The organism is Spirosoma fluviale (genome assembly GCF_900230225.1).
Taxonomy (GTDB): domain Bacteria; phylum Bacteroidota; class Bacteroidia; order Cytophagales; family Spirosomataceae; genus Spirosoma; species Spirosoma fluviale.
Window position 1 is genome coordinate 2,143,800 of sequence record NZ_OCNH01000001.1, and the last position, 21,929, is coordinate 2,165,728.

General features: G+C 52.0%; 18 protein-coding genes and 1 tRNA gene. 11 read left to right on the plus strand and 8 right to left on the minus strand.

What is annotated here, in order from left to right; genetic code table 11:
- Nucleotides 1-8 precede the first annotated feature (8 nt).
- From CRO74_RS08985 to CRO74_RS09000, 4 genes are all read right to left on the minus strand, one after another.
- Nucleotides 9-1,034: a glycosyltransferase gene (locus CRO74_RS08985; protein ID WP_097125617.1), complete on the minus strand. Its 1,026-nt coding sequence runs from the start codon at nucleotides 1,032-1,034 to the stop codon at nucleotides 9-11.
- Nucleotides 1,021-1,668 carry a polysaccharide deacetylase family protein gene (locus CRO74_RS08990; protein WP_097125618.1) on the minus strand — a complete coding sequence of 216 codons (648 nt, stop codon included), beginning with the start codon at nucleotides 1,666-1,668 and terminating at the stop codon, nucleotides 1,021-1,023. Before CRO74_RS08990 ends, CRO74_RS08985 begins: the two co-directional genes overlap by 14 nt.
- 90 nt (nucleotides 1,669-1,758) lie before the next feature.
- Complete coding sequence (locus CRO74_RS08995; protein ID WP_097125619.1) at nucleotides 1,759-2,880, minus strand: glycosyltransferase family 2 protein; 1,122 nt, start codon at nucleotides 2,878-2,880, stop codon at nucleotides 1,759-1,761.
- On the minus strand, nucleotides 2,877-3,839 hold the full coding sequence (locus CRO74_RS09000; RefSeq protein WP_179830172.1) for a lysylphosphatidylglycerol synthase domain-containing protein: 963 nt from the start codon (nucleotides 3,837-3,839) through the stop codon (nucleotides 2,877-2,879). Before CRO74_RS09000 ends, CRO74_RS08995 begins: the two co-directional genes overlap by 4 nt.
- Before the next feature lie 45 nt (nucleotides 3,840-3,884).
- On the opposite strand from CRO74_RS09000, the gene ruvC reads away from it, so the two are divergent.
- The 3 genes from ruvC to CRO74_RS09015 all read left to right on the plus strand — a co-directional run bounded on the left by ruvC (nucleotide 3,885) and on the right by CRO74_RS09015 (nucleotide 6,285).
- Nucleotides 3,885-4,487 carry a crossover junction endodeoxyribonuclease RuvC gene (gene ruvC / locus CRO74_RS09005; RefSeq protein WP_097125621.1) on the plus strand — a complete coding sequence of 201 codons (603 nt, stop codon included), beginning with the start codon at nucleotides 3,885-3,887 and terminating at the stop codon, nucleotides 4,485-4,487.
- Between the two features lie 246 nt (nucleotides 4,488-4,733).
- Entirely contained in the window at nucleotides 4,734-5,486 is a 753-nt protein-coding gene (locus tag CRO74_RS09010) for a dioxygenase family protein (protein ID WP_097125622.1), read from the plus strand.
- 85 nt (nucleotides 5,487-5,571) lie between these two features.
- Complete coding sequence (locus tag CRO74_RS09015; protein WP_097125623.1) at nucleotides 5,572-6,285, plus strand: pirin family protein; 714 nt, start codon at nucleotides 5,572-5,574, stop codon at nucleotides 6,283-6,285.
- Nucleotides 6,286-6,298: 13 nt separating this feature from the next.
- On the opposite strand, the gene CRO74_RS09020 is transcribed toward CRO74_RS09015, so the two are convergent.
- Nucleotides 6,299-7,123: a toxin-antitoxin system YwqK family antitoxin gene (locus tag CRO74_RS09020; RefSeq protein ID WP_097126069.1), complete on the minus strand. Its 825-nt coding sequence runs from the start codon at nucleotides 7,121-7,123 to the stop codon at nucleotides 6,299-6,301.
- A gap of 128 nt (nucleotides 7,124-7,251) precedes the next feature.
- Between CRO74_RS09020 and CRO74_RS09025 the strand changes: the two genes are divergently transcribed.
- Nucleotides 7,252-7,674, plus strand: a complete 423-nt coding sequence (locus tag CRO74_RS09025; protein ID WP_097125624.1) for a secondary thiamine-phosphate synthase enzyme YjbQ — start codon at nucleotides 7,252-7,254, stop codon at nucleotides 7,672-7,674.
- Between the two features lie 18 nt (nucleotides 7,675-7,692).
- Here CRO74_RS09025 and CRO74_RS09030 read toward each other — a convergent pair whose 3' ends face one another.
- Together CRO74_RS09030 and CRO74_RS09035 are read right to left on the minus strand one after the other, a co-directional pair.
- Nucleotides 7,693-9,801: a thioredoxin domain-containing protein gene (locus CRO74_RS09030; protein WP_097125625.1), complete on the minus strand. Its 2,109-nt coding sequence runs from the start codon at nucleotides 9,799-9,801 to the stop codon at nucleotides 7,693-7,695.
- Between the two features lie 44 nt (nucleotides 9,802-9,845).
- Nucleotides 9,846-11,495 carry a T9SS type A sorting domain-containing protein gene (locus CRO74_RS09035; protein ID WP_097125626.1) on the minus strand — a complete coding sequence of 550 codons (1,650 nt, stop codon included), beginning with the start codon at nucleotides 11,493-11,495 and terminating at the stop codon, nucleotides 9,846-9,848.
- Nucleotides 11,496-11,620: 125 nt separating this feature from the next.
- Between CRO74_RS09035 and CRO74_RS09040 the strand changes: the two genes are divergently transcribed.
- The 5 genes from CRO74_RS09040 (at nucleotide 11,621) to CRO74_RS09060 (ending at nucleotide 17,109) form a co-directional block, all read left to right on the plus strand.
- Nucleotides 11,621-12,079 carry a hypothetical protein gene (locus tag CRO74_RS09040; protein ID WP_179830153.1) on the plus strand — a complete coding sequence of 153 codons (459 nt, stop codon included), beginning with the start codon at nucleotides 11,621-11,623 and terminating at the stop codon, nucleotides 12,077-12,079.
- Nucleotides 12,080-12,208: 129 nt separating this feature from the next.
- Nucleotides 12,209-13,087, plus strand: coding sequence for an alpha/beta fold hydrolase (locus CRO74_RS09045; RefSeq protein WP_097125628.1), 879 nt, complete (start codon nucleotides 12,209-12,211; stop codon nucleotides 13,085-13,087).
- A 102-nt stretch (nucleotides 13,088-13,189) separates the two neighbouring features.
- The gene (locus CRO74_RS09050; RefSeq protein WP_097125629.1) at nucleotides 13,190-14,509 is read left to right on the plus strand and encodes an MFS transporter; all 1,320 of its coding nucleotides are present in this window, start codon (nucleotides 13,190-13,192) and stop codon (nucleotides 14,507-14,509) included.
- 93 nt (nucleotides 14,510-14,602) lie between these two features.
- Nucleotides 14,603-14,677 (plus strand) — tRNA-Val (locus CRO74_RS09055).
- A 347-nt stretch (nucleotides 14,678-15,024) separates the two neighbouring features.
- Complete coding sequence (locus CRO74_RS09060) at nucleotides 15,025-17,109, plus strand: hypothetical protein (protein WP_144035888.1); 2,085 nt, start codon at nucleotides 15,025-15,027, stop codon at nucleotides 17,107-17,109.
- 21 nt (nucleotides 17,110-17,130) lie between these two features.
- On the opposite strand, the gene CRO74_RS09065 is transcribed toward CRO74_RS09060, so the two are convergent.
- Nucleotides 17,131-17,388, minus strand: coding sequence for a hypothetical protein (locus tag CRO74_RS09065; protein WP_097125631.1), 258 nt, complete (start codon nucleotides 17,386-17,388; stop codon nucleotides 17,131-17,133).
- A 127-nt stretch (nucleotides 17,389-17,515) separates the two neighbouring features.
- Here CRO74_RS09065 and CRO74_RS31260 point away from each other — a divergent pair, with 127 nt between their 5' ends.
- Together CRO74_RS31260 and CRO74_RS09075 are read left to right on the plus strand one after the other, a co-directional pair.
- The gene (locus CRO74_RS31260; RefSeq protein ID WP_144035889.1) at nucleotides 17,516-19,975 is read left to right on the plus strand and encodes an ATP-binding protein; all 2,460 of its coding nucleotides are present in this window, start codon (nucleotides 17,516-17,518) and stop codon (nucleotides 19,973-19,975) included.
- A 143-nt stretch (nucleotides 19,976-20,118) separates the two neighbouring features.
- The gene (locus tag CRO74_RS09075) at nucleotides 20,119-21,921 is read left to right on the plus strand and encodes a histidine kinase dimerization/phosphoacceptor domain -containing protein (RefSeq protein WP_097125632.1); all 1,803 of its coding nucleotides are present in this window, start codon (nucleotides 20,119-20,121) and stop codon (nucleotides 21,919-21,921) included.
- Nucleotides 21,922-21,929: the final 8 nt, after the last annotated feature.

The following is a 21,929-nucleotide window of genomic DNA, read 5'->3' on the forward strand; positions in this document are numbered from 1 at the left end:
GTACTTACTCAAGTATAGTGTCTTCCTTTCCACTCAATTTTCGTTGGCATCAGGTAGAAAACTACTGCCAGAGGACCAATGATGAGTTGGTAAATTTCAAATAGCAACGCGTAAGGCCATAAGTTGGTTTGTCGCAATCGGCTCAGACCAAACGAAATGATCATTGTTTGCACGAATAACCTCGCGACATACAGACCCACGGCCAATACCGGCGAAACCCAGGTCAGCAGCAGGAACAGCGGTGCCGCCAGATACTGGAGGTAGAGCGAGCCAACCATCCAGACCGGTAATTGACTGGCTCCGCGCATCCAGCGCTTGCGTTGATGCAGAAAGCCATGTAAGGTATCGACCGCTTTTGTTCGGGCTAAAACGTCCTCGTTCAGCAAATTGGCAAAGCCATATCCTTTGGCTGTGATAGCCTTAAAAAGTGCATAATCCTCAACGACCGAGAAGGGTAGCGATTCGTATCCGCCAGCGGCCCTATACCCTTCCCGGCTTACGGCCATGTTGTTTCCCATGGCGGTAACCGGCAACCCCATACTACTGACCAGATGCGTAAGTGTCAGGTTATAAAGCCAGTCGATGGTTTGAAGTTTATGGAAAATTTTGGGGCCTTCGGGAAGGGTAACTCCTGTAACGATACCTGTCTGCTTGCGAAACGAGTGACTCATGTGCATAAGCCAGTCGGGAGGAACCTGCGTATCGGCGTCGGTAAAAAAAAGTAGTTGACCACGAGCCTGACCAGCCAGTTGGGCCAGCACATTGGCCTTGCCGCGCAAACCTGCAGTTGACTCACCGATGTGAATCAGTTTGTAGGCTGGTTTATCCTGAATGAATCCGGTTATGACCGATGCAGTCTGATCGGTAGACTGGTCATTTCCGATGAGCACCTCCAGCCGATCAATTGGGTAGTTCAGGTGGCGGATGGCGTCGAGACAGGCAAGAATGGTCTTTTCTTCATTACGGGCTGCAATCAAAATACTGATAGTATCCTGATGGGACTGCGGCCAATCTGGCGTATTAATAACCGGCATAAACGGGTTGTGGCACGGAGCGGAACGAGTACCCGCGAGCGGCAAAATAAGCCAGCATTCGGGGCAGAACGTAGCGCATCGTTGGCCAGGCCTTTACACTGTCGTGAAACACCACGATAGAGCCCGGCCGTGTGTATTTAATGGTCTTTCGCAGGCAAACATCGGCGGGCAGACTACGGTCAAAATCGCCGGTGAGTACATCCCACATGACAATGGAATAATTTTCCAGCACTTCGGCCACCTGCGTTTTTTTGATGCGTCCGTAAGGGGGTCGAAAAAGGGAGGTTTCAACATTCAGCAGCGACTGGCATTTTTGGATATTTTCCAGATAGACGGCGTCCTCCGTTTTCCAGCCATTCAGGTGATTGAACGTATGATTACCGACCATATGCCCGGCTTCCAGCACCTTATACAGAATATCGCGGTGCTTACGAACATTGTCGCCAATGCAGAAAAAGGTGGCCTGAGCCGCAAACCGGTCCAGTTGTTCCAGCACAAATTCCGTCACATCAGGGATTGGCCCATCGTCGAAGGTCAGGTAAATGGTTGGTTCAGCCTCCTGATCGATCCTCCACCAGAACTCAGGGTATACCGTCCGAAGCAAAAAATTAGATTTGTGCAGAAAGAATGACAAGTTGATGTTGATTTAGGATATATGACAACTGATTTAGGGCACATAATGCGTTCACGTACACATCATATAACTTCAACCATTCGTCACACATCAGGTAAGGTTTCTTCCTTTCCAATGGTATCCCTTTCCCTGAGCGGCCAACCCGAAGAAAAGCACATAAAATGGGTACACTAACTGCGTCATTGGAATGACGTTCACTGACGATTTTTTTTGTAAAAAAACAAGAATCTGACGTAAAAACAAAAATTCAGGGATCAGCTTCAACCCAATAACGAGTAGTGTTACGTTTCCGTTTAAATAATTGAGCCACCAGCCCAAAACAGCGACAACAGGGACAACATTGCAAAGAAAAATAAACACCGCCAGCAACGATGGCAGATAGCTCTCATAGGCCCGCCATTTACTGGCCCATCGCTTCCGCTGGTTGTAAAACCCCCGCCACGTTTGGTGGGCTCCCGTCCGAACGATTGCCTCCGGACTTTTCAAAAACCGAACGCCATTCGAGTACCGCGCCGAAATCTTGTGCATCAAAAACTCATCATCGCCCGAGGCCAGATGGTCAAAACCAGCAAAGCCACCTACTTCCGCAAATACCTCTTTTACGTAACACAGGTTGGCTCCGTTGCACATGGTCGGTACACCAAGCTGCATCGTGCAGGCCCCGGAACCAATGAGACTCGAAAATTCTACGGTTTGAAGGGCGTCAAACACTGTTCGCTCATCGGTAAACGTGACCGGTCCCGATACCAGTCGGGCACCCGTTTGGACCTGAAAGGCGGCAAAGGATGCAAGCCAGTCGGGACCAACCCGACAGTCACCATCGGTTGTCAGGATCAGATCGCCGGTGGCGATGGCGATGCTTTGGGTGATGGCCCGTTTTTTGGGCGATGCGGTTCGTTCGTTGGTCAACGGCAACGGGCGGAGCGCGAACGAGGCCGACTGAGCATACTCCCGAACGATGGCCAGGGTGGCGTCGGTCGACGAATCGTCGGCGACAATGACCTCAAAACGGGTGTAGGTCTGGCGACTCAGGTCATGCAGTAAGTTTCGTATGTTACCGGCCTCGTTACGAACGGGAATCACGACGGTAATTAGCGGTCCATCCGTTGCCTGGGCCGGTGGATAAACTGATGGGATGCGTAGCCAGGTAATCCAGAGCACGAACGTAAACAGCGCATAGAGGCCACTGATTACCAGAAGAAAGATCGTCATTCAGCGGTTAGTTTGAGTTTCCAGACCCAGATCAGGCCTGCCAGTACGGGCGTTAGTACATTGGCTACCCAAAGCGTCAGGGTGACCGTTATCAGTACCGATGCCGAAAGACCAAAAGGGGCAAATACCCATAAGGAAGCGGCCTCCCGTACGCCCAGATCGCTCAACAAATTAAAGGCGGGGGTGATTGTTTTGGCCAGAAAGACCAGCCCAATACCCGATGCGGCCACTGCCGGGGGCAATGCCAGACCAACCAGCCGCATGGCGAGGTAAAACTGTGCGGAGAAAACGAGATACCGTAATCCAGCTACCGCGAGAGCAAGAGCAATCTCGCGGTCCGAATACTGAACCGCCACCTGCCAGTAATCAGCAAAGCGGTTCAACCCCGACCGACCTGCCAGTAACGAAACCAGTGGCCGACGAAAGATCCCGAACACCACGCCACCCAGCGACAATACCGTGAGTAACGCCAGTAACCATTGGCCCGTTTGGTTATTGCGCTCAGGGGCGAGGCTCAGGTGCTGCGCCCAGGCTACCGTTCCAAACACAATGGCGACGTAGAATTGCATACCGCCCGACACCAGCGATGCCCCGATCGCTCCGGCCCGATTCGTGCGCAGCGACAGCACCCGACCAGCCGTATCGCCCAGTTGGGCGGGCAAAGCGAAGCCTAAAGAAACGCCGGCCAACACCCCCTGATACGCCTGCCAGAATCCGGTAGGCACAACCCGCCGGAGCAGAATCTGCCATTTCAGGGCTTCGAGTCCCCAGTTGACCGGCGTGAGCACTAGCAGACCAGCCGCCCAGCGTTCCGGGTGCTGAACAGCCCGAAGTTGTGCCTTAACAACCGCCCAATCGAACGGCTGCTGCCTCAAAATATGGGCGATGTAACCGATGAGGGTTAAAAACACGGCTATTTTGGCCCAAAAGATGATTTTTTTACCCGGTTTCAGCGACAAAATAGAGGAGAACACGTTACTTTGTACAAGAGCCAACACCCAACCATGATCATTAATCCTACTTCGTCTACCATTCAGCCAGTCGTTACACCCGAGAAAGTGATTTTGGGGGTCGACCCGGGCACCATGATTGCCGGTTATGGCATCATTTCGGTGAAGGGAGGTACGATGAGCATGATTCAGTACGGCGTGGTTCAGTTAAGCAAATATACGACCTACCAACTGAAGCTCCAGAAACTCTACGAAACCATCCTCCGGTTAATCGACGAGTACCACCCCGACGAAATGGCGATTGAAGACCCGTTCTTCGGCAAAAATGTGCAGGCAATGCTGAAGCTGGGCCGGGCACAGGGAGTAGTGATGGCGGCTGCCCTGTCGCGCAATATCCCCATCGTTGAGTACGCACCCCGCCGGATTAAACAGTCGGTTACCGGCAATGGGAATGCCTCCAAAGATCAGGTATCCCAAATGGTCGGGCATTTGCTGAAGGAAGACCTCGACCCTAAATTCTTCGACGCTACCGATGCGCTGGCCATTGCCGTTTGTCATCATTTTCACGAAAATGCGCTGCCCGTAGCCCCCGGCAAAAAGAATAAAAAAGGAGCCTGGGGTGCATTCGTCAGCGAGAACTCCAACCGAATTCTGTAAGCCTTCAGGCTTAATTCTATACGTGTATCTGCTCCTCCCCGGCTCTCCAAATCCCTACTTAGCCCCTGCATTGTCGTTTCGGCGTTAGCCTCAATACCAGGAAAATTAAGCGATTGTTGACCTCACCATGCAACGAAAGCACCCTTTCCTGCGATACGGAGAGAAAGCGAATCCTGTTTCCCTGCCATCGGGAAATCGGCGCTGTTTCTCAACTTATCCGGACGCATTGACGCCTTCTGCAACTTTATGGAACGTAAAGAATTTTTAAAACGTGGTTTTGTTAGCTTGCTGGGCATCACGGCAGTGGCCCCGCTGATCGGGGCGTGTTCTTCTTCAACGGTTGACCCGGTCAGCACCTCCACCACAGGCAGTACAACGTCAACGGGTTCTACGAACGGGAGTTCGTCCAGTAACTGCACCGTTACCCCCTCGGAAACGGAAGGGCCTTTCCCTACCAAAGTACCGTCCAGCCTCGTGACAAAGGATATTCGCTCCGACCGAACCGGGGTTGCCTTTACCATGAATATCAGCATTAAAAATGCCAATGCCAGTTGTGCGGCACTGGCCGGGGCGCTCGTCGATGTGTGGCATTGCGACAAAGACGGCTATTACTCAGAATATGGCGGCACGGGTATGCAAAGTGTCGATTTCACGAAAGTGGATTTCCTGAGAGGCCGACAGGTGACCGATACCAACGGGCTGGTTTCGTTTACATCGATCTTTCCGGGCTGGTACTCGGGACGGGCACCGCACATTCACGTCCACATCTATAATTCGGCGGGGAAGTCGCTGCTGGTTACGCAAATCGCCTTCCCGTACGATATCAGCAACACGGTCTACACAACGGCCCAGTCGTACGGTTACACGAAAGGAAAGCAGGATACGCTCAACGAACGGGATAATGTTTTCTCGGATGGATTTACCAATGAGCTGGCGACTGTTTCGGGAAGTATAGCCAGTGGGTATACGCTCACGCACTCCATTGTGGTGAACGCCTGACGCAAGTTTCGTCAGGCCGGTCAGAGACCGGATAACACCCGGACATAGTCATAGACTATGCCCAACGCACACCCGCTAGTTAGCAATGATCGACAGCACAACACAGGCTCAATTGTATATAGCCGACCAACGGGGCTGCTCGCAGAGCAGTTTTTTTCGAAGTTACCATACGTTCAACTTCGGGCAATACGCGAATGAACACCGGGCTCCTTTTGGCGGGTTACAGGTTTTAAACGACGATACACTTGGTCCGGGAAATCGGTTGTCGGTAACGGTCGATAACGATACAGCCGTTGTGCTGATTCCACTGGTGGGCGGACTTGAGTTCAACAGCCCGGTTGCCAGTGGTTTTTTAGAAGCTGGCCAGGTTCAGACGCTTTGGCTGGCGAAAGGGATGAGGTACGAAGTCATTAATCCGTACGAAACGGAACTGATCAATTTCGTCCAACTCTGGATCGCCAGCCGTTCGACCAACTCCGGGCTATCAGTCATTGACCTGACAAACACGAATCAACTTCTCCCCGCCTTCGCATTCAATCCGCTCAAGGACGGCACACCAACAGCCGGTTTAGGCTTTATCGGCAGATTTGACGGACGGGCAGAGGGAATTTACGCCCTCAAAAACCCGAAAAACGGCGTTTTTGTCTTTGTTCTGAGTGGCGTTTTTGAGGTTCAGAACCGATTGCTCCACGAACGCGATGGCTTATCCCTGATGAACATCCAGGGTGCCGAGGTTGATTTTGAAGCCCTATCCAACGATGCCCTGCTTCTACTGCTGGAGGTTCCGCTGCACAGCTAGCGTCCATCGGCTATCACAAGCGATAGAACATGCTGTACTGGAGGCTTCCGTAAACGCGAAAAACGGTTAGCACGCAGGTCGACGCGGTGGCCTTGCCATCGTTAAAGGCAGGTTTCCAGTTGAGCTTTTCGGGTGTCCACTCGGGCATGTTCCGAATCACCTGCTGCACGTAGGAGACGGCTTCGGGCATTTTCGTATTTTCCGACACGTTCGTATTCAATAATACGCCAATGCCCGTCACCTGCCCGATTTCATTGATGGCAAGGGTAGCGGTAACCCGCCGGATGCGTTCGCCATCAACCAGCGGCCCAAGTTTTTGCTTCATGTAAGCCGAAAGATCATTGGGTTTCCCCAGAAACTGGGCCGACTGGTAGAAGGGCGTGCACGCTTCTTTGACTCCATCTACTGTGAAGCAACTACTCTGTGTTATACGCCCATTACGGTAGTACTCTTTTCGCTTGATAGACCCGTCTTCATAAAAGACCATGAACGGGCCGTGGAGTATATCATCTTTATATTCGCAGGTAATATAAGGCTTCCCGGTGAGGTACATGATTTTCGTAGGTCCATACCGGAATATGCGGCTAAGACTATCCAGCCGAAAGCCGTTTGGCAGCGTTTGGGGCAGAAGCTGGTAGGAATCCTGCCGAAATAAAGAACCGTTTTTCAGCAACGTCCGAACTGTAAAGTACTGGTTGCGTTTACCGAAATAGAGAATTTCTTCGTCGTACTCAGCAAATGTACGACGCACAGTCTGGCTGTTTTTAGCCAGATCGGGTTGCGCCTGAACGGGCAGGCAGAACAACAGGCCAAGTAACAGTTTGTAAACAGCATTCATAAACAAATCGATCTGTCTATTTTTCGCGCAATACCCGGTAAGCAATTGCCCAATAACTGGCATAACAGACGTACTACCAATATAGTTATTATCAGTTTATGTTTTAATCCTCTCCTGATTTTTCGGCTATGGCCATTTTCCAGCACACGTTTCAGCTTCCTGCTTATCCACGCGGTTTTCACCTGATCACCAATACCATTGAACGGGAGTTTGCCGATCTTCGGCGCATCAAGATTGGCATACTACAGGTATTTATTCAGCATACATCAGCCAGCCTGACCATCAATGAAAACGCCGACCCAACCGTCCGGGGCGACTTCGAGCGATTCTTTAACCGGACCGTTCGCGAAAATGAACCCTATTACGAGCACGATTATGAAGGCTCCGACGATATGCCCGCCCACCTGAAAGCAGCCCTGCTTGGCCACTCCGTCACGATCCCGATCACTAACGGACGGCTGAACCTCGGCATCTGGCAGGGCATCTATCTGGGCGAACACCGCAACAACGGCGGTCGTCGAACCCTCGTGTTGACCGCCTGGGGCGAGTAACCGGCAGTCGACTCGGTCTCAATGCACCAGCTCTCTCACCTCGCTTACGCTCGTTACCGGCAACTGGCAGGCTCGGTTGTAGCAAACGTAAATCGCCGTCTGTCCATCGACCAGGCCCCGGTGCTGCAACAGGGGCAGTCCGTCCGGTCCCGTTTCCTGTAAATCGCTGGTACCGCAGAAAACCCTGTTCGGGTAAAAATCGGCGTCCATCTCTGCCCGAAACTGCTCAGCTTCCGGACCAACAATGGCAATCTCGGCCGTGGGTCGGGCTCGCAGGGCAAATTGGGCGGCCCAGTTGGTCAGGTAATCGGCGTTTTGCTGCACCAATGGCTGTACTCGCCCCAGCATCTGGTCGGCGCGTTCGGCGTAGGCCGGTCGGTCGAGTAGTAAACTCAGGACGTACAGGTTTTCGGCCATCATCGAATTAGACGATGGAATAACGTTATCGAACAGTTCTTTCCGGCGGGCAATCAACTCTTCACTGTTTTTGTCGGTGAAGAACAGCAGCGGCTCCGGACCCGTTAGTTCATCGACGGACGAATCCGCAAAATTGGTCAGTACATACTGCATGAGTTGATCTGCTTCGGCCAGCCAGCTTCGGGTGAAGGTTGCCTGATACAAGGCCAGAAGGCCATCGATCACGGCGGCATAATCGTCAAGGAAACCCGCCTGTCGCGCCCGTCCTGTTCCACCTTCGCTCACTTTGTAGGTATGCCAGAGCCGACCATTTCGGCTGTCGCGCATTTTTTTGAGCAGAAAATACGCCAGACGAAGCGCCAGCGTCAGAAACTCCGGTTCGCCAAAAACGCGGTAAGCTGTAACGAGTCCCTTCAGCATGAGTCCATTCCAGGAACAGAGAATCTTATCGTCGAGGCCGGGCCGGATGCGTTCGTTACGCACCCGCAGCAACCGCGTATGGGTAGCATCCAGACGCACATTCAGATCGGCAGCCGACCAGCCCATTCGAGCCATAAACTCCTCATCGGATTCTATCCGGTGAAGAATGTTTCGACCGTGTTCCCAGTTACCGGCTTCGCTTATGGAGTACAAATCCGCGAACCAGTCGAACTCAGCCCCCAGAATTTCCCTTAGTTCGGGGGTGGTAAACGTATAGAATTTCCCTTCTACCCCTTCGCTGTCGGCATCGAGGGCCGAATAAAAGCCGCCCTCCGGACTCAGCAGCTCACGTTGGGCAAAGGCAATCGTCTGGTAGACAATGTGTTTGTACAGTTTGCTTTTCGTTTGGCTGTAGGCTTCCGAATACAGGGTAAGCAGTTGGGCGTTATCATACAGCATTTTCTCGAAGTGGGGCGCAAACCAGTCGGCATCGGTCGAATAGCGGGCAAACCCGCCCCCCAACTGGTCGTAGATACCGCCAAGCGCCATACGATCGAGTGTAGTCCGGACCAGATGCAGTGCCTGAGCTGACGTTTCCAGGCTTTCGGTTGTTTGCCGGGATGATGCCGACGAGGCCACGGCCTGGTATCGGAGCAGGAATCGCCATACGCTGGGCATTGGGAACTTAGGTGCCCGGCGCATACCTCCCTTTTCATCATCCGCTTTTACGGCTACTTTCCGGAAAAGCACATCCAGCGTTTCGGGGGCAAACAGGGGGTCATTCTGCGTCAGGCCGTAACGCTCGGCATCCGAAAGGTTCAGTTCACGGGCAAATCCCTCCGCCGACTGGGCCAGATCGGCGCGGTGTTCAGCAAATGCATTGTCGATACTTTCCAGCAGATTCACCCAGTTTTTGGGAGGCAGATAGGTAACGCCATAGAACGGTTTGGCGTCGGGCATGAGGAACACATTAAGAGGCCAGCCGCCCTGTACGCCCATTGCCTGCACGGCATCCATGTAAATAGCATCGACATCGGGGCGCTCCTCCCGGTCAACTTTAATGCACACAAAATGCTCGTTCATCACCTGCGCTACGGCTTCCTTTTCGAACGACTCCCGCTCCATAACGTGGCACCAGTGACAGGCCGAGTACCCGATACTGACAATAATGGGTTTGTCTTCCTCAATGGCTCTGGTCAGGGCTTCGTCGCCCCACGGGTACCAGTTCACGGGGTTTTCTGCGTGTTGAAGGAGGTATGGGCTGGTCTCGTACTGGAGTTGGTTAGGCATAAGCTGGAATGGGAATGACGGCACGGGGGTTGGTTACCCGCTGTTTACAACCCCTGAATAACTATTTTTTTTGACTGGATCTGGTCGCCACTTTGTACCCGGAGAAAATAAATCCCCGCTGGCAAATTGGCTATGTTTACACTCTCTTTGAGGGTGTTGACCTCCCGTTTAACCACCGGCTGACCGCTTGTGTTCAACAATGTGAGGCTGGTGGGCGTAGCGGGTAAGCGTCCAAAGGTTACGGTAAGCGTTGTCTGCGCCGGATTCGGAAACACCGTCATATTAGCCAGAACAGGCTCGTTTGCCGTCACGACGCCCATATCGAACTGGCACAGATACACCTCACGGCCGGTGAGTTCGATGGTCTGCTGCCAGGTTTTGTACCGGACCGTCAGATTCGTTTTGGCTCCTTCTTCGGCATAGGGATTCTGGGCGGCAACCAGAATTTTGTTGCCTTTGGCTACCCCCCGCCAAACGGGAAGTTCTTTATCCAGCAGATCGCGGGCGGGGGTTTCAATGACCAGTTCGTAGGTGCCCTGAAACATATCGGCAAAGCGCGACAGCCGGTACAGTCCGTGCGTGAAATGCTCGTAAGCCGCGTAGGTATCCGTCCGGGTTGGGGTCAGCGTTGGGTTTTCCCACAGCCATAAACCGGCCGCTCCCGAAAAGAACGGGAAAATAGCGGTGGCTTCGGCCATAAACCGCTGAATGAAATTCGGGTAGCTGGTCGAACTATCGTGGTAACGCAGCCAGACCCAGGGCACTACGGGTTTGGGACTCCAGGCCCGATTGACTTCAACCTGAAAGAGTAAATAGGCCAGATACTGCCTGGCAAACGGATTCGGGTAATCGTAGAAATAATAAGCCGATGGCGACAGCGAATTGAGCTGTTCGTAATACGGTCCGCCAATGCTACGACCTGTCGAATCCTGAACCAGGTAATTTGTCCGGGCGAGGTTGGTTGACCAGTCGGCCCAGGAGAAAGTCGATACGTTCATGTACGTATTCAGAACGGGCGAATCGGCATAACTGGTCAGGCTGATGTTGGTCAGATCGGCATGTTGACGTATGTACCGGGCGGCTTCGGCGTACAGATTCCGCATGTCCCGTTTGTAGGCTGCAATAAAGTTAGCGTCGGACAGGTTGCGGTATTGGGCGGGGACACGCGTATCGGTTTTGATTCTCAGGATTCGGGTGTCGGTTTCCAGAATCCGCTCAATATCGAGCGCCAGCCGACTAATCGGCAGTATGTACAAACCGGCTGAATTTTTCTGCCCACCCGCCAGACCCGACAGGAAACTATCCCAATTGGCGCGGTAAGCGTTCAGGTCGTTGGCCCACGGGCTTTCGATGGTTTCCCAGGGCTGGCCCAGACCGGTAGCCACGCCATAGTAAACTACCGCCCGTTGGGCAGGTTTTACCAAAGAACCAAACTCATTATCTCTGACATCAACCAGCTGGCTGAATCCATGCCGGAGCGGGCTGGCCTGCGTATCCGAAAACCGGGGGCCACCGTAAATGATCGGGAAAGGCAGCGAAAAATCAGGGAATTTACTCCACTCAATCAGGTTCGGCTGCGTAACCGGGGTAAAGCTAAGCCGCTCGGCACATTGCAGCTGAGCCGTTGCTACGGGAGATAGCCCCGGCAAAAGGCCCATCAAACAGATAAAGAAAAAGCCAAATGAAGCGCGCATTGCTTGAAGTTTCGCCAAAACTACGGAATTTTAGGAGCGTAAAGCAGTCCACTCGGTAAACGAATTGGTCAACACCGCTCGTTAGTCTTTTACGTATGAAACGAAACCAACAACTCCATTCCGTTATGTCTCCACTTCGAATTCTGTTCTTCTGTACAGTTCTGTTCAGCGTTCTCACCGGTTGCTCGAATGATAACGGTACCGACCCGAACCCAACTCCAGCATCTCAGTCAGAATTGCTCGTTGCCAATAACTGGATAACCAATCGCGTATCCACGCCCGACGGTCAGGAAATCAACAGAAACCGCCTGAATATAGCAACCCAGGTGCTGTACGACCTGAATATGCAGTTCCGTAACAACGGAACGGTTCGGGCACTCGACCCCCAACAGTCCAACTCGGTTATCAACCAGGGCACCTGGGTGCTGGCTGCCGACAGCAAGTCCATCGATGTCGATGTGCAGGGATTCAAAGGTAATTTTCCAATTGTGCAACTCACAAAGAACAAACTCATCCTCCGCCAACGCGCCCCGGTCGATGGGAAAGATGCGGATATCAATCTGGAATTTGTACCAAGTTTGTAATTGGTGAAGTGGGTGGATGTGGTGTCGGGTCTGAGGACCCGACACAAATTGCTGACGCGAGCGTGTCGGGTCCTCAGACCCGACACCACATCCACTCACTCCACTACTCCACCTACTCTCCACCCTACCATGAAATTCGAAACTGAGCCGGGCTTTTTTGTCCATGCCGACGCCTGGGGTGAGCCAGCGAATCCACCCGTTTTGCTCTTGCACGGGGGCGGGCAAACGCGGCATTCGTGGGGCGATACCGCGAACGTACTGGCCAACGCAGGCTGGTATGCCATAGCCCTCGATGCCCGTGGCCACGGAGACAGCGACTGGTCGGACAAGGCCCACTACAGCATCGACTACCTGGCAAATGACCTCCGGAAAATCTGCGCCACCTTCGACCAGAAACCCGCACTCGTTGGGGCATCCATGGGCGGTATGACGGCCCTCGTTGCAGAAGGCGAACGGGGAACGGACTACCCGAACTCAATTTGCTCGGCCATTGTGCTGGTCGACATTGCCCCGCGTAGCGAACATAAAGGCATAGAACGCATTTTTGCCTTTATGAGTCAGAATCTGGACGGCTTTGCCACCCTCGGCGAAGCCGCCGAAGCCGTGGCGGCTTACCTGCCCAATCGGCCGCGCCCGTCGGATAACAGCCGTCTGGAAAAGAATCTGCGTCTTCGGCGGGGACCTCATGGCGACATGCGCTACTTTTGGCACTGGGACCCCAACATGCTGAACATCTGGCGGCACAGCACCGGCCCGGACAAACAGACGAGCAACGAAAACAGATTGTATCAGGCGGCTCATTCACTCACCGTCCCAACGCTTATTGTTCGCGGTGGCATCAGCGACGTTGTGAGCGAAAAAGTCATGGCCGAGTTTTTAGATGCGGTACCCCATGTGAAGAGCATTAGCGTGGCCGACGCCGGACATATGGTTGCGGGCGACTCAAATCACGCCTTTACCAATGCAGTTATTGATTTTTTAAGTGGAGTTAGTGAGGTAAGTAAATAGTGTAGTAAGTGATGTAAGTTTGCTGGACCCTAGCGAGTAACTTACTTCACCCACTTTACTTAATTAACTTACTTTACCTGCTCCACTTACTTTACCTTTTTAATGAAAAATTCCCCCCGTACACTAACCGCCTGGACGTATTATGACTGGGCCAACTCGGTTCACTCTCTGGTGATTGTATCGAGTATCTTCCCGGTTTATTTTTCCGCGACAGCCCTCAACGAGGCCGGTGGTCCGATCATCAACTTTTTGGGTTTCTCCGTTAAGAACTCGGTCCTTTTTTCGTACACCATCTCGGCGGCTTTTTTATTTACCGCCCTGCTCTCCCCCATCTGTTCGGCCATCGCCGATTATAGCGGCCACAAAAAAGCGTTCATGAAAGCCTTCTGTTATACGGGAGCCATCAGCTGCAGTCTGCTTTATTTCTTTACGAAGGAGACCACCACTTTTTCGGTTTTCTGCTTCTGGCTGAGTCTTATTGGCTGGAGCGGCAGCATTGTCTTTTACAATTCTTACCTGCCCGACATTGCTACCGAAGACCAGTACGACCGGGTGAGCGCCCGCGGCTTTTCGATGGGGTACATTGGTAGTGTGCTGCTCATGATCATAAACCTGGTCGTGATTCTGAAGCGGGAGTGGTTCGGCAACATATCCGAAGGTTTAGCTTCCCGAATCGCCTTCCTGACCGTGGGCCTCTGGTGGATCGGGTTCGCCCAGATCCCCTTTAGCCGACTACCGGATGGCGTTAAAAAGGACAGGGCTGAAGGGCAGAAAGTCAATTACCTGCTGAATGGCTTCAGGGAGTTGCGCCAAGTGTGGGCCGATTTGCAGCAACAACCACTGGCCAAGCGATTTCTGGTCTCCTTTTTTGTCTATAACATGGCGGTACAAACGGTCATGTACGTGGCCACCATTTTCGGGAGTGATGAGTTGAAACTTCCGGGACAAAGCCTGATCATTACCGTCTTGCTGATTCAACTCGTAGCTATACCGGGGGCGTATGGTTTCTCACGGCTTTCCGAATGGCTTGGCAATACCCATGCGCTAATGGTAGCGGTAATTGTCTGGATCGGTATCTGCGCTGGCGCGTATTACGTACAAACACAATCGCAGTTTTTTGTGCTGGCGGCCATCGTAGGACTGGTGATGGGCGGTATTCAGTCGCTCTCCCGGTCAACCTACTCTAAACTCATTCCGGCCACGACCGACACCGCGTCCTTTTTTAGCTTTTATGACGTCACCGAAAAGCTGTCTATCGTGTTGGGAACGCTCGTTTATGGGTTAATCGAACAAATTACCGGAAGTATGCGCAATTCGGTACTCGCTCTGTTACTGCTGTTTGTGATTGGATTTGTGCTTTTGTGGCGAATTCCTTCACAAAAAGTTTACCATACCCATTTACAGAACGCAGAAGTTTTGTAAGTTTGCAATCATATATGTGATATATGATGTAGAATATATGTCAACAGCATCGTCTTTTAACTATATGCTATATCATACATCATACCTCTAAAAAGGAGGTTAGCTCAGTTGGTTCAGAGCGCTGCTTTGACAGAGCAGAGGTCAGCGGTTCGAGCCCGCTACTTCCTACAAACGAATACCAAACCTCGAAAACTAGCCGTTTTCGAGGTTTTTTTATGCCAATCTATACCGTTCGCCGATTAAGTAGCCTACATGCGCTCTAATTGGCGGGAACGGCTGAAAAAATTGACTGCCGTAAAAAAAATTACCGCTCCAAAATTCATCATTTGGTCATTTCTTGTCCGTTTGGCTGCTTTAAGCCCACGACCTGCTTTATCCTCTTTCCGGAATTTGAACCTGTCACGCACAGGTAGCACTGTAGTCAGCAGCTTATATCGAGGTGTTCACCACCAGCTATTGCTGTCAACTATTTTTTAATCGAGTAACCTTTTACCCTTTCTCTCCGCAGCATACACATGAAAAAAATTTCACTTATCCTTTTCCTCCTATTCTCTCCATTTTGTCAGGCGCAGCAAGTAAGAGGCTTACTTCGGATTAGTTCCGGGGTCGCCCCAAAACCGGGGTCATTGAGTGTTGTGGGGGCTGATTCAATCTTAGAAGGAACGACTAAGGCCTATCAGATCATTCTAACCACCCCAACTGGTACCACCCTTGATGTTTCCCAAACGGCCAGTTTCTCGGCCAGTCGGGGTAGTGCATCCGGGTTGACAATTTCGCCGGGCAATCCCATAAACCTGACTAATGCGACTAATTCCGTTCGGGGAGACGACCGCATCACTACACTCCGGGCAACTTACGAAGGCCTCAGTACCAGCCGGGAAATCCTGCTCAGCGATGCAACTACCGGCTTTGTGGCGGTGGCTCCGCGCCTGGTAAGGGCGGCTGATGTGGCCAGGTGGCCGCAAATGAAAACGGGCGACCTGATTGTAGAGGGTGCGACTTTTGTTGTTCCCAATCAGGGCGATTACTCGATCCAGATACGATCGAGTCAGAACAACGTACCCACTTTAGTGCCGGGCGCAACGGTCTGGGTTAAGGGAGCTCGATACATCAATTTCACCCTACAGCTCAACCAGTCGAGAGTACCGGTAGGCCAGCCCCCCATTCAGGTGAGGAACTACGACGGGCAGGTAGAAATACAAAACACGTTTACGCTGCTCGGTGCGCAGGGGGCCAGAATTTCGGGGAAGTATGAAGCTGCCACCGGCGCAGGTGATGCCGATTACCAGGGACATGGTACCGGCAATTATGCCTTCACTACCGGTCGTTATGGCTGGCTGCTCAACAACAAGTTTCTCGACAAGACAAGACCGGCCCTGACAATGGATGGGGGCGTGCGCGATATTGAATGGGAGTATATGGAAGTCAAGGCGGGTTATTTTACGGCCATGCTGTTCAACGCCCGGAATTACGACATGAACATCCCCACCTCAACAACCTACCTTCCTTTTGAAAATATCAACATCCACGATTTTTACATTCACGACCTGGATGGTGAAGGCATCTACCTGGGGTCGACCGAATTAAATCTGAAAGCCCACTTCAAGGGCGGCAGCTTCTACAATTCACGGATTTTACGCGTTGGCAACGAAGGCCTTCAGTTCGGGCAGCTGAATTCAGGCATGCGCGTTTTCAACAACGTGGTACACAGCAACTTTAACTGGCGTGACCCTTTTCAGAAATTTCAGGACAATTCGCTTCAGCTTGCTTTGTTTGAGGGTGTACGGGTGTATAACAACCTCTTTTTGAGCGGGGGAGAAAAGCAGTTTACGGTTCTTGCCCGGGGCGATACGGCTATTGGCAATGTAGCCAGCCGTATCGATACGATGCTCATTCGCAACAACGCCTTCCTCTACAACCGGGGATGGTACGAAGGGTTTGTGAGTACACTGGGGGTAGCCGGTGTTCGAAACCCAATCAACAACCTGACGCTGGCCATTGATCGCAATCTGTTCGGGAAAAATACATACGCCTACAATCAGGTATACACCAACGTACCGGAACAGAACTACCTGCTCCTCTTCGATCTACTGGGTACCGGAACGGATGTGCAAGTCACCAACAACGTGTATGATGGCAGTAGCAACGCCCGAACAAGGTGGGTTCTAAACGCAGGCCCAATCGCCATTCTTGAATCTGGCAATAGCCTGAACGGATTTGTCCCCCATCCTGCTTTCGAGAATTACATGGGGCTCCCCCCCGACTATCACTATTCACGGGTTGAGAAATGGGCTGGGGTAGTGGGCAGTGAAAGCGGGTTTTCAGCTTCGGGTACATTGAAAGGCACCCTCATCACCGTACCCATTGGAGATATCCGCTTTCGGAATGGCATTGGCTATGAATCCAAGGCCGCCAATAACACCAATATTGAGCCAACTGTAGCCTCTAACTGGCAAAACTACTGGAATGTCCTCTACTGGAATCGACAGACCGGCGAATTGATTCGCAACCCAACCAACCTGACTAACCTGTCCACAACACCACCGGATAATACAAAACTGCTCAGTTTCTATAAAGATCGGGGTATTGGCATTTATTGAGTGCTCTGCGGCCAGTAACGTTCACATCAGGAATCGGACCAGGTTGGCGGCCTCACTAACCCCATCAAGTCTGGTTAAGCGGTTGTAGGCGTCCTTCCGATTCTCGACGGACGAATCGTCGAAGCGTTTGTAGGTTGCCCAGTCGACATAGGCGGTGTTTTGACCCACGTCGAGAATACCACCTCCGCCAACGGCCTTCCCGTCCAGTTCCGGTACGTAAACGACGGTGAGCGTAATCGCGGCTTCGCCTTTCGGGTAAAAAGTCCAGGAGAGTTTCATTTTTTTCTCTTGAGATATTATAGGGTAGCCCGTCTACCGTTAAATTTATTAGTTAAAACTTCCTTAGTCGACTCCGAGTTAACTTAAGCACGTAGTTTTTACGGTTATCCTGTTACCAGAAGTTCATTTGAAACCCATTACAGCACACGATTTTCAACAGGCGAAAGCGGATCATCTACTGTTAAAAAATCAGCTAACGGTTAGCTTGTCTAACGAAGGAGCTGATCAGAACATTCATATCCTGTCTCAATACGCCTGTCCACTTGGTCGATGGCTCTACAGCCACGCATTAATTGAGCACGAGGAAATTGACGAAGTTCACGAACTGGAGCAGGTTCACGCCTTCCTGCATACCCATAGCCGGGAGTTGACCAGGACGTACAAAGCCGGACAGATCGAAGACGTTCGCCAGGGACTTTCAGGATTGGAAAAAGCAACGGATCGGCTCGTTGAATTACTACATATTCTTGAGCCTAAACTACTTCCTAAAAAGCAAAAGAGTGTAGTGCTACCGGCACAGGAGCTACTGCATGATCTTTTTATGCAGGCTCCGGCAATTCACTGCATCCTGACTGGCCCCACTCATATTTACACATTTGTCAACTCAGCCTATGCCGAGTTAATTGGCGGACGCAACGTGCTGGGAGTACCCGTTCGGGAAGCCCTGCCGGAACTGGCTGATCAGAAATTTTTCGATCTGCTGGATAACGTTTATACACACTCGAAACCCTTTGTGGGGAAGGAGATGTCGATTTTGCTGGATAATGGTAGGGGATCGACCAGGCAGGCATACCTTGACTTTATTTATCAGCCCATAAAAAATGCTCTCGGGCAATCGGAAGGCATACTGGTTTCTGCCTATGAGGTTACGGAGCAAGTGGTGGCTCGCAAAAAAGTGGAAGAGAGTGAGACCCGTTTCCGCGCCATTATTGAAGAAGCTCCGGTTGCCACCTGTCTTTTTGTCGGACCTGCTATGCGGGTTGATGTTGCCAACGATTTAATGCTTCAGTACTGGGGCAAAGGCCGGTCTATACTGGGTAAACCACTTGCCGAAGGTGTGCCCGAAATAGTAGGTCAGCCCTTTCTGGATATTCTCGACACCGTATTCAAAACGGGGGAAACCTACCAGGCCAAGGCCGCCCCTGCTGAACTTAAACTGGATGGTGTTTTAGGCACCTACTATTTTGACTTTACCTATAAGCCTCTGTTTGATAAACAGGGGCATGTGTACGCTATTATCGACACTGCCGTCGACGTGACCAATCAGGTACTGGCACAGCAACAACAATTACAGTTAGCGGCTATTGTAGAGAAAGTACCCATTTGCGTGACAATTACCGACCTGGATGGCAGTTTTAGGTACGTAAACCCCTTTGGTAAGCAGTTACTTGGCCTACCCCCGGACGAAGTACATACGAAGCACCTCAACGACTTTATTGTCGAAGAAGATATGAATATGCTGCTCAACGAAGCCATACCCGCTTTATTGACCAGTCATCACTGGGAAGGTAGACTTCTCATGCGCCATTTGCAAACCGGAGAATTAATACCGGTCGATACTACCTCCCTCGCTCTGACCGATCCGGCTACCGGGCATCTGGATGCGTTGGTTGCCGTAAATCGCGACTTACGGCCCGAAATTCTGGCCCTGGAGCAGCAGGAACAGATTATGCAGGAGCTGCGGGCCAGCGAAGAACGCTATCGGCACTTATCCACGGAGCTGGAAGAGCAGGTAAACCTACGCACCGCCGAACTGGCTGCTACAAATGAACAGCTGGCCATTACCAACGAAGAGCTGGCATCGGCCAACGAAGAATTTGCCGCTACAAATGAAGAACTGGAAGAAGCGAACCAGCTATTTAGCCTCTCCAATCAAAACCTCGAACGATTTGCGTATATAGCCAGTCACGATTTGCAGGAACCCCTCCGCAAAGTCCAGCAATTTGGCGATTTGCTGAGTGCTCAGTACAGCTCCCAGCTAGGCGAAGGCCTCACCTACCTCGAACGCATGCAGGCAGCCGCTTCGCGCATGTCGACCCTGATTCGGGACTTGCTCAGCTTCTCCCGCATCTCCACCTGGCAGAACATTACGGCGCTGGTCTCGCTGAACAGCGTTATAGAAACCGTGCTGAGTGATCTGGAACTGCGTATTCAGGAAACAGGGGCCGTTGTAGAAGTGGCGCTCCTGCCCAACATTCAGGGTGATCGTTCGCAGCTGGAGCAGCTATTTCAGAATTTACTCAGCAATGCCCTGAAATTCAGCAGACCGAACCAGGCTCCTCACATTCATATCCACTACGACACCCTCACCGCCGGAAACTTACCCGCAACGGTCAAACCGGCCCGACAAACCCGAGCGTACTACCAGATACAGGTCTCGGACAATGGAATCGGCTTCGACGAACAATATGCAGACCGGATATTTCAGATTTTTCAGCGGCTGCACGGCAAAAGTGAGTTTGCCGGAACGGGTATCGGGCTGGCCATCTGCGAAAAAGTGGTTACCAACCACGGCGGAGCAATTATTGCCAACAGCCAGCCGGGGCAGGGAGCCACATTCAGTATTTATTTCCCGGTGCAGAGCTAACAGACGCCGACGGTAGGTCAAACATGGGGTAGACCATTCAGCCCGATCGCATCGTCTACCGTTAAAAGCCGCACTTTGCGTGCAGACGAAAATCGTGTACCTTGGGTAATTCTAATCGATACCCTTTGTAAATACACCGCCCTATGACTGTGCGATCTACCTACACGCTCCTGCTGATCGTATACACGTTGGCACAGGCAGGCGAATCCATCGCTCAGTCTACCTGGCTTCCTCCATCTTTGGAAAAGGCCCCCGACTCCGCCAGGGTGTGGGCACTTGGACAGGTTGGCGATTCGCTGGTTAGCGGGGGGCAGCTAAGCAATGCCCGGCAGGCGTATCAGCAGGCGCTGCAGCTAGCCCAGCGGCTGGGCAACCCAGGGTCGATTGGCCTGGCCTATCGGGGAATGGGGTACTGGTACGAACACGTGAGCGATTACACCCAGGCCATAGCTTACTACCAGCGGGCATTGAGTGAGTTCAAAAAAACAAGTGATTCACGCAACATTGCCAGCACTCTGTACTTCATCAGCTTTAGTTATGATCGGCTTCATGATGATAAACAGGCCTTTCACTATGCAGAACTGGGTATGAAACTGGCCCGACAGGCCGGGATCAACGAGGTGCTGGTTCAGTTTTACGAACAAATGGCTCATCTCCTGAGTCACCGCAAAGACGAAAAGCAGGCGGATGCCTACATGCAGAAAGCACTGGCCTATTACCAACAAAAGGGCGATTCGTTAACCTATTACACGGCCTTGTTCAATTCGGCACTGATGGACAAAAACTGGCAACAGTACACCCGCGCCGAAGACAAGTTCCGCCTGGCCGAACGGTTTGCTACCAGGCAGAACGATAGCTATTTCCTTGGTTTCATATGGGCCAGTATGCCCTATGCCCTCATTCCCCGGAATAAACTCGATGAAGCAGAGAAATACTGTCAGCAAGCCCTGACATGGGTTCAGCAGACGGGTACGAATAAGTACAGTATGCTCGCCGACATTAACGACCACCTGAGTCAAATTGCCGAAAGACGGGGCGACTACCGGCAGGCGTTGTTCTACTATAAGCAACAGGTAATTAACCGGGATAGCATCGTCAATGAAACAAAAAACCGCCAGTTGGCCGAACTGGAAACCCGGTACCAAACGCAGCAGAAAGAGGTCGAGATCAATCAGCTTCTGAAGACCAATGCCTTGCAGGAACGCCAGATCTGGGCGGGTATTGCCGGGCTTGTTATGCTCACGCTCTTACTCGGCACCCTCTTTTGGCTTTACAGGCGGGTTCAGCACAGCCGCTTGAAAATTCAGCAGCAATCCGATCAGATGGCGTTGTTGATGAAAGAGTTACACCATCGCGTGAAAAATAACCTGGCCATTGTATCCAGCCTGCTCAAACTCCAGTCGAATCGACTTAGCGACGAAAAGGCGGTGCAGGCCGTTCGGGAAGGGCAGCAGCGGGTAGAAGCCATGGCCATGATTCACCAGCGATTATACCAGACCGATCAGGTAACGACGGTTGACATGCGGGAATACCTGACCGACCTCTCGGCAAGTCTGATGCGGGCGTATGGGCACCAGGCCGACGAATTCGATTTACAACTGACGGTCGAACAACCCAAACTCGACGTAGACGTTGCCATGCCCCTGGGCCTGATCGTTAATGAGTTAGCTACGAATGCCTTCAAGTATGCCTATCAGAGTCAGCACCGGCCTTTCCTTCGCATTGCGTTGCTGAATCAGGGAACGGAGCCGGGCATCACGCTTGAGGTGCAGGACAATGGACCGGGCATCGATGTAGCAGCCTGGCAACTGACGTCGTCTCAATCCTCGTTCGGTAAGCGGCTGATTGCTTCCCTCAGCGAACAACTGGAAGGCGAATTTAAATTTCACCGCCAAAATGGCACGCTGTTTCGCCTATTTGTGCCCGAAGTTCGCCTTCAGGCTTGACCGCCTAT